The sequence below is a fragment of the Vibrio sp. MM46 genome, assembly GCF_027587135.1.
Classification (GTDB): domain Bacteria; phylum Pseudomonadota; class Gammaproteobacteria; order Enterobacterales; family Vibrionaceae; genus Vibrio; species Vibrio harveyi.
This window is the reverse complement of record NZ_JAPPTO010000001.1, coordinates 62,293-78,173: the sequence shown is the minus strand read 5'-3', so window position 1 is coordinate 78,173 and position 15,881 is coordinate 62,293. Positions and strand designations below refer to the sequence as shown.

The following is a 15,881-nucleotide window of genomic DNA, read 5'->3' as shown; positions in this document are numbered from 1 at the left end:
ATATCATTTGTAGAGATTGTTGAACTAAGTCGAGTTCACAGAGAAAGAAGCTCTGGATATACCTAGAGCTTCTTTAACGACAGGGCTTGGTTAGGTTTGTGAGATGAGGTTCGCCTTCTCATTTGGTTTTAAGACTGGGATTATGAAGATAGCGACGAGGCTAAAAGCGATCATTAACATAAAATGTACTGAATACCCGAAAGCGCCGATCAGTGCCCCGCAAATGATAGCCATCACGATTGCAATGAACATATCCATCGATTGGAAAAGAGAGAAGTTCACACCTGACTGATGTCCGGAGGCAAACCCCATCATTAGAGTATAAAGCGCAACAAATTTAGCCGACGTAATGATGCCATTAACGACAAAGATACCCGCGATTAACCATCCCTGCTCAGCAATATTTAAGTCGTATGCTAAATAGAAGCTAAAAAACACAACTTCAAAGACCATCATTAGTAGTAACACATTGAGTGATCGACTTTTTTTGATTAACCAGCCACCTAGCACTACGCCAATTAAACCGGTAATCACTCCCCCTCCGGCAACCAAAAGACCCAAGTTTTCTAGCTGTATACCGCTGTCGACTAAGAAAGGCATCATCATTGATAATGCCCCTCTCGTTCCGAGTTGCGATACGGTCACAAGGAGCAGTCCAATCCTTACTTCAGGGTTAGAAAATGCAGCTTTAAGGGAGGGAGTACGAGCTGTTGGCACGCTTTTCTGATTGGCGCCGTGATTCCAGAATAAACAAAGCGTTGGCATACTGAATAATAAAGTCAGAAGAGCCAGACCGAATAATGCGGTTTGCCAATCGAGCAATGAAGTCGCATAGATAAATAATCCACCGCCAAAAACAGCCCCTAGATACGAACCACCAACTTGCATGACGTTGCCTAGGTATCTTCTTTTTGCCTCCAACTGGTCAATCGCCAGACCGTCTGTAGCGATATCAGCGAAGCTGGAAAATAAGCTGATAACCAAAACACCAGCAAACAGGGTCATTCGATTCTCGATCGTTCCAATGACGCAAAGCGCAACGAGTATGGCAATTAAAACTAGCTGAGAACCAAAAATAATGATGGCGTGATTTTGTAAACTCGCTCCCTTTTTGCGTTGCCGTTCGATCCAAGGTGACCACAAAAATTTAGCGACCCAAGGAAGCATTGCAAGGTAGAACAACCCTATTTGGGAGGTATCTATGCCCTCATGTCGCATTATCGCTGGCAAGCCTTGAAGTGTGAACATACTGACTAAGCTTTGGATGGTATAAACGCTCGCCAGAACGGCGAGCAATGGTTTGAGTTTGATTCCTTGAGCGCTAACCATAGGTTTCATTACCACTCGTACTTCGCTTTCACACCAACTTCTCTACCTGTACCGTAATTGCTGTATGTCTGACCATAAGAGAATGCGTAAGTGGTGTAGTCTTTGTCAGTAATATTGTTGCTAAAGAGCGAGATAGATAGAGCTTCGCTGTAGTCGTAGTTAATGGATAGATCGACGAGAGTGTACGCACTTTGTGATAGTGAGTTAGCTTCGTTAAAGTAGATTTTAGAGTTATAACGAGCTTGAGAGTTGATCGAAATGTCGCCTTTGATTCCTGTTACTGGTAGGTAATAGTTAAAGCCCAACGTTGCCGTGGTGTCTGGCGCGTAAGGCAGTCGATTCCCTTCAAAGGTGCTGTTGTTTGATTCAAATGTTGAACGTCCAAAAGTCCCGGCAGCAGTGATGGTCAGATCATCGGTTGGGTAGAAAGCGAACTCAGCTTCGATACCTTTACTCAGAGCCTCACCCATATTTTTAAGAGTTTGATGCCCTGGAGTACCGGTATATAGTTGAATATCATCCGTTTTAATCCAGTACAATGCGCCACTAAAATCGATTTTTTGATTCGCAAAGTTTGTGCGCCAGCCTAGCTCGCCATTCAGTGATTTTTCCGCGTCATAACCGCTTGCATCTGCATTGCTCAGAGGAACAATGTTGTAGCCTCCCGGTCGGTAACCGCTGGTTATGGAAGCGTAAAGTCGAGTGTCTTCATTTGCTTGCCAACCAATTGCAGCTTTTGGTGAAACCGTCGATTCTGTCTGTTCCTTGTTATAAGGATTGATAAACCATGCCGGGTTACCGTTGAAGTCAGAGTTTACTTTTAGGTATGAAGCTCGGACGCCAAGAGTGACATCCCATTGTGGTGCAAACTGGTAGTTTGCCTGCCCAAACAATGCGTACGTGTCATAGTCCAATTTATTTCGTGCGTTGTTGGCTGAAACGTCCAAACGGCGATATTCCAAGTAGCCGCCAACTACGTAGCTAAAACGATCGTTGTATTGTTGGTTTAGACGTAGCTCTTGGCTGAACTTGTTTTGATCTTCTTGGTAGTAGCCATAGACATATTCGCGGTCTATCTCGCGTGTTTGATAAGCGGTGATACTTGTGATTTGAGAGGAATCTAAATCGTAACCAAGATTCAGCGCGAAAGTATTAACGTCTCGCTTAAGTTTGGGGATTGGTGCGTCTTTTACACCAGAGTCATGTTCACTCTCAGTGAGGTACCACTCCTCATGGCTGTCGAGCTTATCTGCGGCGACTGATAGGGTTGCGCTAAGTTTTGAGTCATTTGGTAAGTAGTGAAAGCGAACTTTTAATGCTTGCTCATCTGCATCGTTTGCGTCTTTTTTCCCGCTGGTGGCGTGTTTAATATCACCTTCATCGTAGACATATCTAGCTGCAATATCCGCTGAAATGGAGTCAGATAAACGGGTAGCGGCGACAGCATCAACTTGCTGACTCAAATTAGAATATAAAGCAGAAGCTTTAACTTCGGTGGCGTCAGTTTCACGACGAGTCACGATGTTAATGACACCTCCTTGCGCGTTCCCACCGTAAAGTGTGCCTTGCGGACCGCGCAGCAATTCGATTTTTTCCACGTTAATCAGTGGTTGAGTGACAAAAGCGTTATCTTGCAGGACGCCATCAACATAAATGCTCACGGTTGGCGAATAGTAGTCAGGTGAACTAATCCCACGAACAGTGGTGTTGGCGTAAGTTCGGTTCCCGCGAGTTTGTATAAGCAGTCCAGGGAATACCATCTCCAGATCTTTGACCTGATAAATGCCTGCTTTTTCGAGTTCTTCTCCCGTTTTGACCACAACTGAATTGTTCACTTGCGATAAAGGAGTATCGAACTTGGTTGCTTCAACGATAACCACTTCCATTGCTGGTGGTGTCTCTTCGGCATAGGAGTATGAAGTACCCAAAATTGTGAAGATAGCGCTCGCAATGACGGTGCGCGGCGAAGAAATCTTGTACATACTGTTTTCCTTGAATCTGAATAAGTTAGCACTACTCACAGCGCTGAATTTTTAATTGTTATGTTGAGCTTCCCACAGAGACTGGTAGTGGGAAGAGGTTGCGATTAATTGGTCGTGCGATCCAAAATCCTCAATGCGACCGTGGTTCATCAAATAGATGCAATCTGCATCAGCAATGGTGTCCAATCGATGCGCTACTGTGATCATGGTTTTAGAGGCAAAACACTCGGTAATGCTATGCAGTATTTCCCGTTGTTTGGGTTGGTCGAGTGCGGATGTAAACTCATCAAGCAGCACAATGGGCGCATCATGAAGCAACGCTCTTGCGAGGGACAAGCGTTGACGTTCTCCACCCGATAAATCCTTGCCATTCTCGTTTATTTCTGTGTTTAGTCCTTGTGGCAAGCGAGCGATCAGCTCATCAAGTCCTGCGGTAGTGATTGCAGTTTCTAACTCTTCGGTGCTCGCGTCTTTTTTGGCGATGAGCAAGTTTTCTTTTAGCGTCCCAGCGAACAATTGCACATTTTGGGTCACGTAGGAGATGTGCTGGTACCAGTGCATTGTCCCTGTTGCTTCTACCGTGCAACCACCAATTTTTACCGCTCCATGAGTGGGGATGTGGAATGCAGCAAGTAAATCTAACAAGGTGGTTTTTCCCGCTCCACTGGTACCGATGAGCGCGATATGTTGCCCATATGGAACCTGCAAATTGATGTCTTTAAGAATGGTGTTGCCATCCAGAGTTAACTCAACCGCTTTGAATTCGATATCGTGTTGATGTGCTTGAACACCATGCACAGGTTGTTGCGGCTCTTGGCTTAGGGCATATAGACGATCGGCAGATTTAGCCATGTATCTGAGTAACGTAGAGAACATAGTCATGCGTACAAATGGTCGGATACAAGCGACGGCAGCAATGATTGAAACTAACCACTCCCCGAGCGTAAGGCTGCCCAAGCTCGTTAAGTAAGCGCCGAGCGCCGCAACCATCGGAATAGAAAGCTCAAGTAACAAGCTTGCTAAAATGACGCCAATTCCACCAGCCCATTCAACCCCTAACCCTGTTTTGCGCAAGTCTACTAATTCTTGATTAAGTGGAGTCGCTAATACTTCACTGCGACCAAAGCGTTTTAGCGTTGGTAAACAAGCTATGTATTCGAGCAGTTTGTTGGTGCAAGAAGCGTTTTTATCGACATGGCGTTGTGCTTGTTTGGAAAAGTTATCTTCGAATTTCCACAGCAATAAGCTCGCGATCACCATAACAATCAGCATAAGTGAGGCTAGGTAAGGTGAGCAAAATAGCAGTACACAAAGCATCGCGAACGGAACCACCAAAGCTGCGATCAAGTCAGCAATTAGGTGACTAAAAATGTCTTCGAATGCTTTTAAATCACGAGTGATTAGCTTAATGCGCTCTCCCAGACCTTGCCCTGTGATCTTGGAAAACGGTTGGCTACGAATGTCATGTAGTAGCACTTTTCTCAGTTGGTGAGTAATGTCATAAGCGCCTAAGAAGCTCTGTTTGGCGGATTGTCCTAACCGCCACTGAACGACAACCGTGATAAGTGAAACTGCGAATAGGGCTTCAAGAGAAAGTAACCATGTTTGGGTAAGGGCTCCGAATATCAGCAGCCAACAAAATAATGGCAGAATCTCACTGAACACTTTGCCAGCGATGCCAACCAAAAACGTTTTTGGATTGATATCGGCGTGATCGAGTAGCTTGAGAATGTTACGCACAGACGGTCTCCTCAAGATGAATTTGTTTAAGCTGCCCGTGTGATAATGAAAACGCTCGGTTAGCGATAGTTAATGCTTGTGAGCCATGACTGATGACCAATTGGATTTGCTGCGGTGCATGTTGACGTATTGCTTCTAGAACACGATTTTCCGTTACCTTATCTAGATGAAAAGTCGCTTCATCTAAAACCAGAATGGCAGGGCGTACTAGCATGGCGCGAGCGATGGCTAACCGCTGTAGTTCCCCTCCACTAAAATTGCGTTCGGTTTCATCCATACTGGAATACAAACCATTCGGAAGCTGTTCGATAAGTGCAGAAAGTCCAAGCATATCTAGGAGTTTGATAATCACGGAGTCGTGTATCAATCGATCTCCTAAGACTAAGTTTTCGCGTATTGATGCGCTGAAGAAAACAGGGTGTTGGTCGACAACTGAGATAAATTGGCTTCGTTCTCTATCGGACATCGAAGACACGGCTTTTTGGTTAATAAACCAATCGCCTTCGTATGTTGCTAATTCTCCGTAGAGCGTTGCCAGTAGACTACTTTTCCCTGAGCCTGATGCGCCTTGAATTACGATGCACTCGCCATGAGATAACTGAAGGTTCAGTCCACTGACGATATTGAGTGAGTCACGTTTGACTGCTAAGTTTTCACAACAAAGCTCGACATAAGGCGTTGCAATGGATTTGAAATGTTGCTCCGATGTTGCTGAGAACAGAGGTAGTATTCGCTCTAGAGAAGAAAAGGACTGCTGCACTTGCCCAAATATCTGTGTTAGATCCAACCATGGTTTAAGGATGCCGGCACAAAGAATCACGATCATCGCGAGCTCGACCGGACTTAATGAACCTTGGGTCAATTTGACGATGGCGAATGGAATAACAAGAACCAAAGACGCCTGAGCTAAGGTAGTAAAGGTGACCCATGCCCCAACCATTTGATTGGTATAAGCGTTAACCAGCTTGTGGTGCTTAGTCATGTTATTGCTTAACTGGCGGTAAGAGTCCGCGTCAACGCCGAATAGTTTCATCACGCCGATGCTACGCAAAAACTCTAGTTGCGCTTTGTGCATATTCGCAACGACTTGATTGTACTTTTTTTGTCTATCTGAAAAGCCACGCATCATGACTGTTTGGGCAATTACAGCGAGGGGGAGAGGACTTAATGCGATTAAGCCTAGTTGCCAGTCGATGCTGACCATAAAACCAAGCAAAACAAACGGAAGTAAAGTACCAGTAATAATATCGGTCGTATGATGAGCAATAAGAGGTTCAAGGCTTTGACAATCGTCGCTGAGTCGTTTTTCTATATCTCCACGATGGTATTGCATCAGTTTAGCGGTTGGCATTTCGGACAGAGCACGAACGAGCTTCTGCCTAATGGTCTGAATAATTTGATAAGCAGCAAGGTGCGCCTGCCATACCGAAATCGTATAGAAAAAATAGCGCACACAGACTGCAATAGTCATAAGGGCTAAGTAGAAATAGAGACTTTGGGTATTTAGGTATTTGCTCAATGCGGTGTATAAGCAAATCCAAGTGGCGAGTTCTGCGAACACACACAACACAGCGCTAACACCGGTATAAGTGATGCGTTTTTTTTCCGTTTTTAATAATGAGATGAGTGCTTGAGTGACGCTCATCTTGTCCGTTAGATGCATAGATGACTCCTTAATGGGAGGTATTCTCATCTAAGCGTTATTTTAACAATAGCAATATCGGGAAATAGAAAGCGAATATCGGGAATCTTTATGTGCTAGCAATATTAACGTGGGAGTTAAAAAAGAAGAAATATAGATTGGTTGAGCTTAATGAACTGATTTTATTGCAAAAAAAAGACTGGCTTAGTGCCAGTCCTTTTTCATTCTTAGACGTTTAATTATTCGTAATCAGACGCGTAAGTCTCTTCGTAAGTGTGTGAGTAAAGCTCGAACAAGTTACCAAACGGGTCTTCCATGTAGATCATTTGAGCTTGTTTGCTGTCGTCTTCTGGGTGGTAGCGCATGATGTCCATGCGAGCTTTACCACCAAACTCTTCAATACGTTTGATTGTTTGTGGGAACTGTTCTTTCGCTACTTGTAGACAGAAGTGGAAGATGCCTAGACGAGAGAAGTCTACTTCGTGACGCTCTTGACGCTCTTTCATTTCAAACAGCTCTACACCGATGCCGTCAGATGTCACTAGGTGAGCGATGTTGAAGCCTTTGAAGCCTTCACCGAATACGGCGATACACATACGACCGATTGCTGATTCGCGCTCTTCGATAACTTTTGTGTTGTTCATTACGATGCGAAGACCAAGCGCTTTAGTGTAGAACTCTACTGCTTTGTCCATATCGCCAACCATGATGCCTACGTGATTCATTTTCATAATTCTGCTCCAAAAAACTGTGATGATTAGTTCGTGTTTCGTTTCGATGGAGGAGAGTATATGGAGAATTTCTGATTACATGAAATTATCAATAATTTTTATAATAATAATTTTTTGTTATTGATGGGTAAAAAGAAGAATAAACAAATGTATTCCGCGAGCTTATCAAATAGTTATCTTATAAATTTCTTTACTTTTTAGGTTGTTTTATATCGATCGTGAATGGTTCTGTGAGGTAAACTTAAGGTCGAAATTGATGCTAATTATCTGTTTTTATTGATATTGACTGGTTGTTTTTGAACGTTGGTAGTTAGGGTTTTAGGGGAGCCTTTAATCTAAGCTTACATAAAAAGGAATAAGGATTTGTACATTTGGAAAACATCAAAGCTGTCTGAGGAGCTAAGAGACAACAAAGTGCCAGACAGTGATTGGATTAAATACGCTTTAATATTCTTAATCTTTTATACGGTAACCCCGTACTTGATGATCTTGGCACCGTATGCAAGCAATGAAGCTATGATAACCGAGGCTATCGGTATCTTAGTCGTGTCAATTTTGGGGGTAGGTGTCACGTATAGAACGAACAATAGAGATGGTAAAACCTACATTCTTCGCTCTATCGCTTTATCTATCCCTTTGTCTTTTAGGTTTGTCGCTTTATCTGTGCTTGTTGGGATGGCTATCGTGTCTTTTGATTTTGGCGATCAACATTATTTTATTATTGAATTACTTTCGACATTCTCTGTTATCGCTTTGCAAGCACTCTACTTTTGGCGCTTGAATGTTCATCTAAAGTACATCAACTCATAGCTTTGCATTTTCTACTTTGGTAACAGGCTCTGAGATTAAGCGTAAGACTGACTGACGATTAGCTCTCTTAACCATTTATGGCTTGGGTCGTTGTCGAGTTGCTTGTTCCAAAGTAGAAAGAACCCACCGGGCTCCATCTCTATCGGGAGCGGCTTGATCACAATGTCTGATTTACCTTCGAACTCGCGGATGCTTTTGTAGGGGTAGGTCAGTACCAAGTCGCTTTTTTCACACAGTTTTACCGCGCTGGAAATGTCGGACATGTTGACGGCGTTATCAATGCGCAGTCGTTTTGTGTCGAGCACCTCGTGCAATAGCCAGCTAGACACGCCTCCTGTGATGACTTGTATATGGCGGTACTTCAAGAAAGCGTCGAGGTTCCATTCTTCCTCTGATGCTGGGTGTCCTTTTCTTAATATACATGCCGAAGTATCGCGCATCAGTTCTGCGTAATTCAGTGTGTCAGGGATGGTGTCGACATGGGTTTTCGAACGATCATCAAACTCAAAGATACCCACACCAAAATCGATCTCTCTTCTCTGTAATCGAGTAATACTACTGTGGCTCCAATCGGCACTTTTGATGGTGATGTTCGGTGCACTGGATAACGCCTGAGGCAGAAAACGTGGGTAAATTGTGGAGTAAGCGGTTTCGATAAGATCGATACTAAAAACGCGAGTCGAGCGTTCTGGGTCAAATTCTTCTGGTTCACGAAGCTGATCAATTTGCATCAGGATTTGTTGCAGTTTGCTCTCCAATGCCAACGCTTTTGGGGTCGGCAATAAACCTTTGGATTCTCGCTCGAATAAGGGGTCATCAAACTCCTGGCGCAATTTAGTAAGTTGTTTACTGACGGCCGATTGAGATAAGAATAGCTTTTCTGCGGTTCTGCTCACGCTGCGTTCTTGCAGTAAAACGTACAGACAAATCAGCAGGTTCATATCATTTTTGATTAAGTGGGATAGATTTATCATGATATTCCTATCATTCAACTTACAAATTGAAGGGTATGAATAGAAACTATATCACTTAATTGAATTGAGCCAGAAATACTGACTCGTTGCCCATTTAATGAATCAAACTGTTGAGGTATTGACTGAGCTCTTTCCTAATCTCTAGCTCTGCTTCCGATAGGTATTTGGGTATGTGTTTATCAACCACTGCAATGTTTTGTTCGCGAACTTGATGGGTATCGCCGATGGCGTCAAATACGCAGCGCAGCAAGTTCATCGATTGTGACATCAAGGCTTCGCTTTCTTGTTGTGAGAGCAAAGGCTCTGCGTCAAAACCAAGCGCGCATAGGATGTCGTTAAAGTGCATTGCATAACCTGAGCCAGAAACATCAAATGTGGTGCTCTTGATGCCATTGGGGCTTCTCTCCCAAAGATAAGGAGGATGCTTGAGTGTGCCAAAGCCAATTGCGATGACGCGGTCTGTGTAGTGCAGTTCCAACCGTCTGTCCCAAATATCACCCGCTTTTCCTGCCTCAATCACGACTTCAATATTGCCCTCCGGAGACGTGAGTTCGCCTTCGATATAGAGATGGGTTTCAGCGCCTTGTGTGTACTCCAATTGCGATTCGTTAATACGTTCGGCACGGATCTGTTTTAGTTCAACTTGCGAGTCTCCTATGCCGGATTTATGCAGGTAGCGAACTAGCCCAGCAATCGCATGGATGCCCATATCAAAGCCATAACCTCCGCCGCCGCTGGTGGCTAAGTTAAGTAGCTTTCTGGTGTTGAGTAACGCAATTCGGTTTTCAAAACGAAAGTCTTGGATCGCTTCATCATTGTCGATAGGGTTGTCGGCTGCAATCGCGATGATCTTCCGCGGGGCAGAGCTAGGTAGCGCGATAGATGAATCGGCAAAGAGTGCTTCCAACGAAGGGGAAACCAAAGCGGTATCAATAAAGTAAAACTGTGCTCCGCGACGTTTAAGCTCAGGGATGACTTGGTTAAAGCCTGTGTCGATTTCAGCTAAAGAGAAGGACGGTTTCTCAACCACAAACAACAGGCTTTGAATGTCGAGGGCGTTACTCACTTGTTCAATGATGGAAAGATGTGTGCCGACCGGTGTTAGAACGAAGGTGGCAGCAACGTCAGTGTGTGAATGAGCTTGTAAAAACGCATCAAGATCGGCGTAGCGAGCGGAGTAAGGGAATTGAAACTGCGATGTACAGGACTTGGGATGTTGAACTGCAGGGTCAATGGCGACGACATCAAAGCGAGAACTTAAGGTGTGCAGAAGGTTCTTATACAAACCCACCACAGACGATTTGGCGCTCCCCAATCCACCAAATACCAATACGACCTTGTTCATAAGCGGCTTCACTATTCACACGTTTCATCGTGCCAGATTAACAAATTTTAATAGCGGATTAGCTACTTTTTACCAATCAATAATCCCACATTTTGTTTTCGCAAATGCAACGCTTTGGTCTTGAGACTACTCAAATTGCCAAAGGCATAGAAGGGAACGTGCAAGACGGTTTTAAAGCCCGCTTCAATGATCATATCGTGCCAAGTAGTACGACTATGGAAGCAGACACCAACGCCCGCAGTGTTCGCACCTAGTCGTTGAGTGAGTGGTGCTAGTAGCTTGGATGAGGTAGATCGATAAATCAGTGAACTGGGTAAATTGTTCACTAAAAGCCCTTCGTAGAAGTTTTCAAACATGACAATCAGCCCTCCTGGGGTTAAATGCCGGTAGGCACAATGAAGAGCCTCTTGCTGTACTTGCTTGGTGGACTGATAGGTGTCGGTAACAAAGTGATGCAAGACCCAGTTGAACTGGATGATATCAAAACTGCTTTCAAGCGCAGCATCTTGGAAAAGGTGGCAGACCAGATGTTTGTTTGGGTTGGGACGGTTTTTGGCGATGAGTGACGCTTCTGGCTCGATAAGCGTGACTTGAGCATTGGGATAATGATTCAAAATCTTATCTGCATACATTCCATTCCCGCCACCTACATCGAGTAGGTGAAAAGGTTGCTGGGTAGGATAGAGCATGTTGAGTTGTTTGGTTAGTACTTCAAACATGCCTTTATCGATGTATTCCGTGTCAAATGAGGTGGTTTGCTGCGCATCCAGTTGGCGAACTTTGTCTTGCATGTCATTTTCCTCAAAGCCAAAAGATTGATGTAGCAAGAATCACTCCGCTGTTTTTAGTGATTATGAGTCTCAAAATGAGAAAGTATCGAAATTCAGGTGCTTATGTTTTTATCTCAGCATAAAAACAAGGGCGTAATTGTTAATCAGCCAACGCTTCAATCGCTTGCTGGACCGACACAAAATGGATTTTGATGATGCAACGTTGTGCTTTGCTAAATTCGTGTTTTTGAATCAGCTCTGTCACTTGCTGCACATTCAGTGTTTGTGGCAAAAGGCTTAATTCTACCGAGTTGTCAAAGCCAGTTTGCAATGCGTAGCAATGACCTTGCGTATCAATCACTATGTCATCCTGACCCCAAATCAAGGCTTGGCATTCTGCATTTAGCTGCTTTGGTGAAGCCAAATACACCAGTTCATCGTCACCATCGAGTTTAAGTAAACAAGGCCATGTGATCATTGCGTTACCTTAGGTATTGAGTGTGAATGGTCTGAAGTTGTGCGTGAGCCAATTAAGCCAGCACAAGGCATGTACGATACACAAAGCCTTAAGAGAGCAAAAGGCTTTCTGTCTTCGAGATGGTTTTCGGGTTTTCAGTGTTGTGCATGTTGAGGCTAAGCGTACTTACCAATGATGTCGATTAAGTCGTCTACTTGATGTGCCACATAATCTGGCTGGGCGTTCCAGTGCTGCGGTTGAGCGCCACTGTACGCTGCTGCTACGGCAATCACTTTGCAGTTGCTACCTAAATGTTGCTCGATATTGCGTGCAAAAAGCGTGTCCGCTTCGTGGTCACCAATGTACATCAGCAACTGTTTATCCGTGTGCCCAAAGATGGATTCAATGCATTTGATGCCACCAAAAGGATCCGGCTTCTGATGTCCATTGGACACGTCATCGTAGCCCACGACGGCTTTAAACGGTGTATTGATTTGGTTGGCGCGAAGTACGTTACGAATGTTGGATTGCGAGTTCTGAGAGCAGACTCCGTGTGGCAGGTGCGCGAACGCATTCACCACATTGGCAATACCATTGAATAGATCCACTGGTGTTTGGTTTTGTTCTTGGTGCTCTGCCCACATGGTGCCGGCTATGAGCATTTCGTCTTGGGACATACCATAGTAGTTTACGTACAGTTCTTGCCAGTTTTTCGCTGCGTGATTGGCATGATGATAATCCGCTTCACTGCGTAGGTATTTCGGTAAGTTATCCCCGGTCAGGTGCGGCGCTACAACGGACAATATCGCTTTGGTGATGTCGATATTTTTCGGAACAGAATTTACTAGGGTGCCATCGTAATCCCACAATACAGCGTCTAACTTCATGCAAAACCTTTTGATACAGCAGAGGGTGAGTAGCTTTAAATCTTGCCAGTCTTAGGGGGGAGATAATCAGATCTTGCTCATGTTTTCATAAGCTTGCTTTGAATCGCTCGGAAAGGAGGGAAAAGAGACCGAAAGAAAGAAAAACAAAAAGCCAGCAAGGTGATGGTTGCTGGCTTTCTAGTGCATGCTGAGTTGTACAAAGCGTTAAGCGATGTGCGACATCTCGTTTAGAGTGAAGGTGTCTACCGCGCCTTCTGTTGCTTTCATGTATTGTGCTAGGTGCGCGTTGTCCATGTGCTTGCGCCATAGTTCGCGTGATTCCCAGTTTTCGTAGAAGGTGAAATGCGCTGGGTTTTCGTTATCTTGGTGAAGGTCGTAGTTGATGCAACCTTCCTCGGCACGAGTGACATCAATCAGTTTCAGTAGCTCAGCTTTTACCAATTCTACTTGGTCTGCTTTGGCAATGATGTTAGCGACGATGGTCAATTTAGCCATGGTGGAAATCCTCTGTTGATCGTGATGTATCGTGTTGACGAGGTAAAGATTAGTCGCGAATCACCAAATGATAAACAGCACAATGATTGATTTATTATCAAATATAAATTGATAATCCTGCTTCAATTTTGTGCTAGCTGTGTTTAAAAACTGGAACCAGGCTGCTGTAAGAATTCCACTTCTTCTGCGGTGCTATCACGGTCCAAAATCGCATTGCGGTGTGGGTAGCGACCAAAGCGATCAATGATCACCTTATGCTTTAGTTCGAACTCGTAGTTAGATTCTCGCCCAAGCGCTTTGAACAGCTTTTCTGCCTCTTCATGAATCCGCTTAGACTCACTGTGCATAAATGGCATATACAAAAAGCTGCGTTCAACGTCGGTCAATTCTTGGTCCAACCCTAAACGAATCGTCTCTTGCGCCAAGGCAAGTGCGAGGGCATCTTGAGCGAACGCTTTTGGCGTGTTGCGGTAAACATTGCGAGAGAATTGGTCGAGCACAATGATCTCTGCGAGGCGACCTTGTGCCGTCTCTCGCCAGTCAAACAATTCAGATTGAGCGGCTTGCTCTAAGGTGGTGAGAAAGCGCGTTTCGATCTGTTTATCGACGTCTGCATTACTCACAAACCAGTCTTTTGGTTCCAGTTCTTCAAACCAGAAAGTCAGGATATCTTGGTACATGGTTGCTTCCCTGATAGAAAAAGAGCTAGGAGTATACCCCAGCTCTTGGTTTCGCTTATCGACCGTAAGTCTCTTCGATGTAGTGCTCAAACTGCTCGCACATCTGCTCGTCTGAGATCGTATTGCTTGCAAGCTTTTTGCTGCCATCCACCACTTTGATGCTGGCATTTAAAGACGCTACCGGAGCTCGTTCACGAGTTTGCAGCGAAGCAATCTTCTGCTGCTGAACTTCCCATGCTTGTTCTGGAGATAGGTTACACATGTCTGCCAGATACTTAGCGTTAAAGCCTTCGCCCGTGAGACTAACGATAGTCTCGTTGTGCGATAGGTGGTTACCCGCATGCCAATAATGTTTCGCCAGTAGTGGACCAATCTCTGGGTTGTCAGTCAGGTAGCCAAACTTATCGAGGAAGTAAGCGCGAGTCTGGTAAACCGCCATATGTGCTAGCAAGTAACCGTGGTAGGCACACGCTGCTTCATCAGACAGAAGGTGTGGAATCGCCATCAATGGGCGTGGGCTGCACTCCAAACCAAGGATTTGCTTTTCGCAATCGCGTGCCAGCTTTGTGATGCGTTCTGGCGTCAGTTCTTCATCGCTTAATTGGTAAAGTGCGCGTTCAAAATACGGCACGACCAAAATGCTGCGCTCTTCGTACGCTTTGAATGGCTGACGGCTATTGATCATCGCTTGGATGATCTCATCCGGTACTGGGTTACCTTCTGCGTCCAACGCGTATTGTTTTAGCCAATCGGCATCGGTCAGCAGGCTGTCACAGAACATAGATTGTGTTTCTGCGTATGCCATGGAAGTTGGTGCGAACTCTTGAGAGAAACACGGCGCGTTCATCTTGACGTTAGCGAAATGCGCAGCGTGACCACCTTCATGGAACAGAGTATTGATGCCATCATAGCCGCTGCCCACTTGGTCTGGCTTCGCGTTACTGGTGAAGTTCACCTGCGCGGCAACCCATTCGCCTTGGTTGTAGAACGATGGGATAGGGCCATGACAGAAACCGTTCGGGTATTTGCCTTTACGATCAAGCAGGTCTAGCGTCAGCTCTGCGCCTGAGTATTCGATATTTAGGCGACCGAATGATTCTACCCAGCGACGTAGTGATTTTGAAAACGGTACGTACGGGTCTAAGTCACGCATGACGTCACCGGCAAACGAGTACACAAAGTTGTAGCCAGTCAGTGCGCTTTGACCTTTTTGCTCTGCAAGGTTTGCCAAGCTGCTTAGGTGAGCATCGCGCGTGCGCAGTTCAAAGTCATCTAAGATGCTGAACAGTTGCTCAGAGCTCATCTTTTCCGTCTTCTTCACTGAGTAGTCAAAGAAGGTTTCGTAGCCCAAAGAACGTGCGAATTGGTTACGCAGTTTGATCAGCTCAATAAAGCCGTTTTGCAGCAACCATTGCTCAAGGTCGAGTAGCGTTTGATGTGCTGATTGACGCACTTCTTCGTGATTATTGGCGCGAATGGTCGAAGACAATACAGGCAAAGAGCCCTCGGTTTGTTCACCGTTTTCATTGGTAAACGTCAGGACGTGATTTTGCTTTTTCTCGAACAACTCGGCTTCAAATGCAATCAGAGCATTCTTTTGGGCTTGAGCTTGTTCGCCTTCAATCGCGTGCGATTCAAATGTTGCCAACCATCCTTGCAAACCAATTTGCGTTTGCTGTTTCTCTTGTGGATCAGCGATCGCTTCAGCCGATTCAAGTTGCGCTTTGATGGCTGAGATTTGTTCGGCGTTGCTCAAGAAATTGGTCCAAGCGGTTTGTGCTTTTGTCGAACCATCGTGGTCGTCGCTGATGCCCATGTAGGTTTCCCAAAAGAAGTCTTCTTTGGTGCGATGGATAGCGAGGTAACGTTGGTTGAGGTCGTTTAGGTATTCCGTTGCAGTCATTTTGATCCTTCAAATGTTTGCTTTATTGAGGTTTTTATCGTCGTTGATTATGGCACGTCTAAATAGCAGAAAGGAATGCGAAATCCATTTGTCTTCTTTATGGCTTGTAAACAGTAATTTACCGCACTTTTTACAT

At 44.9% G+C, this 15,881-nt stretch carries 14 protein-coding genes; 1 reads left to right on the top strand and 13 read right to left on the bottom strand.

Annotated features, from left to right (window positions below):
- Positions 1–90: 90 nt before the first annotated feature.
- The 5 genes from OH459_RS00315 to OH459_RS00295 all read right to left on the bottom strand — a co-directional run bounded on the left by OH459_RS00315 (position 91) and on the right by OH459_RS00295 (position 7,424).
- Entirely contained in the window at positions 91–1,338 is a 1,248-nt protein-coding gene (locus OH459_RS00315) for an MFS transporter (protein WP_050932809.1), read from the bottom strand.
- Positions 1,338–3,311 (bottom strand): TonB-dependent receptor, encoded by a 1,974-nt coding sequence (locus OH459_RS00310; protein WP_269984620.1) that lies wholly within the window; start codon positions 3,309–3,311, stop codon positions 1,338–1,340. The genes OH459_RS00315 and OH459_RS00310 overlap by 1 nt, the downstream gene beginning before the upstream one ends.
- Before the next feature lie 51 nt (positions 3,312–3,362).
- On the bottom strand, positions 3,363–5,051 hold the full coding sequence (locus OH459_RS00305; RefSeq protein ID WP_269984619.1) for an ABC transporter ATP-binding protein: 1,689 nt from the start codon (positions 5,049–5,051) through the stop codon (positions 3,363–3,365).
- Positions 5,044–6,714 carry an ATP-binding cassette domain-containing protein gene (locus tag OH459_RS00300; protein ID WP_269984618.1) on the bottom strand — a complete coding sequence of 557 codons (1,671 nt, stop codon included), beginning with the start codon at positions 6,712–6,714 and terminating at the stop codon, positions 5,044–5,046. The genes OH459_RS00305 and OH459_RS00300 overlap by 8 nt, the downstream gene beginning before the upstream one ends.
- Positions 6,715–6,932: 218 nt before the next feature.
- A complete protein-coding gene (locus OH459_RS00295; protein WP_005428296.1) occupies positions 6,933–7,424 on the bottom strand; it encodes a VOC family protein in 492 nt (163 codons plus the stop codon).
- Between the two features lie 363 nt (positions 7,425–7,787).
- Here OH459_RS00295 and OH459_RS00290 point away from each other — a divergent pair, with 363 nt between their 5' ends.
- A complete protein-coding gene (locus tag OH459_RS00290; RefSeq protein ID WP_005447343.1) occupies positions 7,788–8,234 on the top strand; it encodes a hypothetical protein in 447 nt (148 codons plus the stop codon).
- A gap of 35 nt (positions 8,235–8,269) precedes the next feature.
- Here OH459_RS00290 and OH459_RS00285 read toward each other — a convergent pair whose 3' ends face one another.
- From OH459_RS00285 to OH459_RS00250, 8 genes are all read right to left on the bottom strand, one after another.
- A complete protein-coding gene (locus OH459_RS00285; protein ID WP_269984617.1) occupies positions 8,270–9,208 on the bottom strand; it encodes a LysR family transcriptional regulator in 939 nt (312 codons plus the stop codon).
- A 94-nt stretch (positions 9,209–9,302) separates the two neighbouring features.
- The gene (locus tag OH459_RS00280; RefSeq protein WP_269984616.1) at positions 9,303–10,553 is read right to left on the bottom strand and encodes a hypothetical protein; all 1,251 of its coding nucleotides are present in this window, start codon (positions 10,551–10,553) and stop codon (positions 9,303–9,305) included.
- Positions 10,554–10,615: 62 nt separating this feature from the next.
- Positions 10,616–11,344, bottom strand: a complete 729-nt coding sequence (locus OH459_RS00275; RefSeq protein WP_152163924.1) for a class I SAM-dependent methyltransferase — start codon at positions 11,342–11,344, stop codon at positions 10,616–10,618.
- A 139-nt stretch (positions 11,345–11,483) separates the two neighbouring features.
- Complete coding sequence (locus tag OH459_RS00270) at positions 11,484–11,801, bottom strand: DUF4144 family protein (RefSeq protein ID WP_110414962.1); 318 nt, start codon at positions 11,799–11,801, stop codon at positions 11,484–11,486.
- A 155-nt stretch (positions 11,802–11,956) separates the two neighbouring features.
- Entirely contained in the window at positions 11,957–12,667 is a 711-nt protein-coding gene (locus OH459_RS00265) for an HAD family hydrolase (protein ID WP_269984615.1), read from the bottom strand.
- Positions 12,668–12,871: 204 nt separating this feature from the next.
- Positions 12,872–13,162, bottom strand: coding sequence for a putative quinol monooxygenase (locus OH459_RS00260; RefSeq protein ID WP_009695991.1), 291 nt, complete (start codon positions 13,160–13,162; stop codon positions 12,872–12,874).
- Positions 13,163–13,305: 143 nt separating this feature from the next.
- Positions 13,306–13,842 (bottom strand): DUF924 family protein, encoded by a 537-nt coding sequence (locus tag OH459_RS00255; RefSeq protein ID WP_009695992.1) that lies wholly within the window; start codon positions 13,840–13,842, stop codon positions 13,306–13,308.
- 55 nt (positions 13,843–13,897) lie between these two features.
- Entirely contained in the window at positions 13,898–15,745 is a 1,848-nt protein-coding gene (locus OH459_RS00250) for a M3 family metallopeptidase (protein WP_269984614.1), read from the bottom strand.
- Between the last annotated feature and the right edge of the window lie 136 nt (positions 15,746–15,881).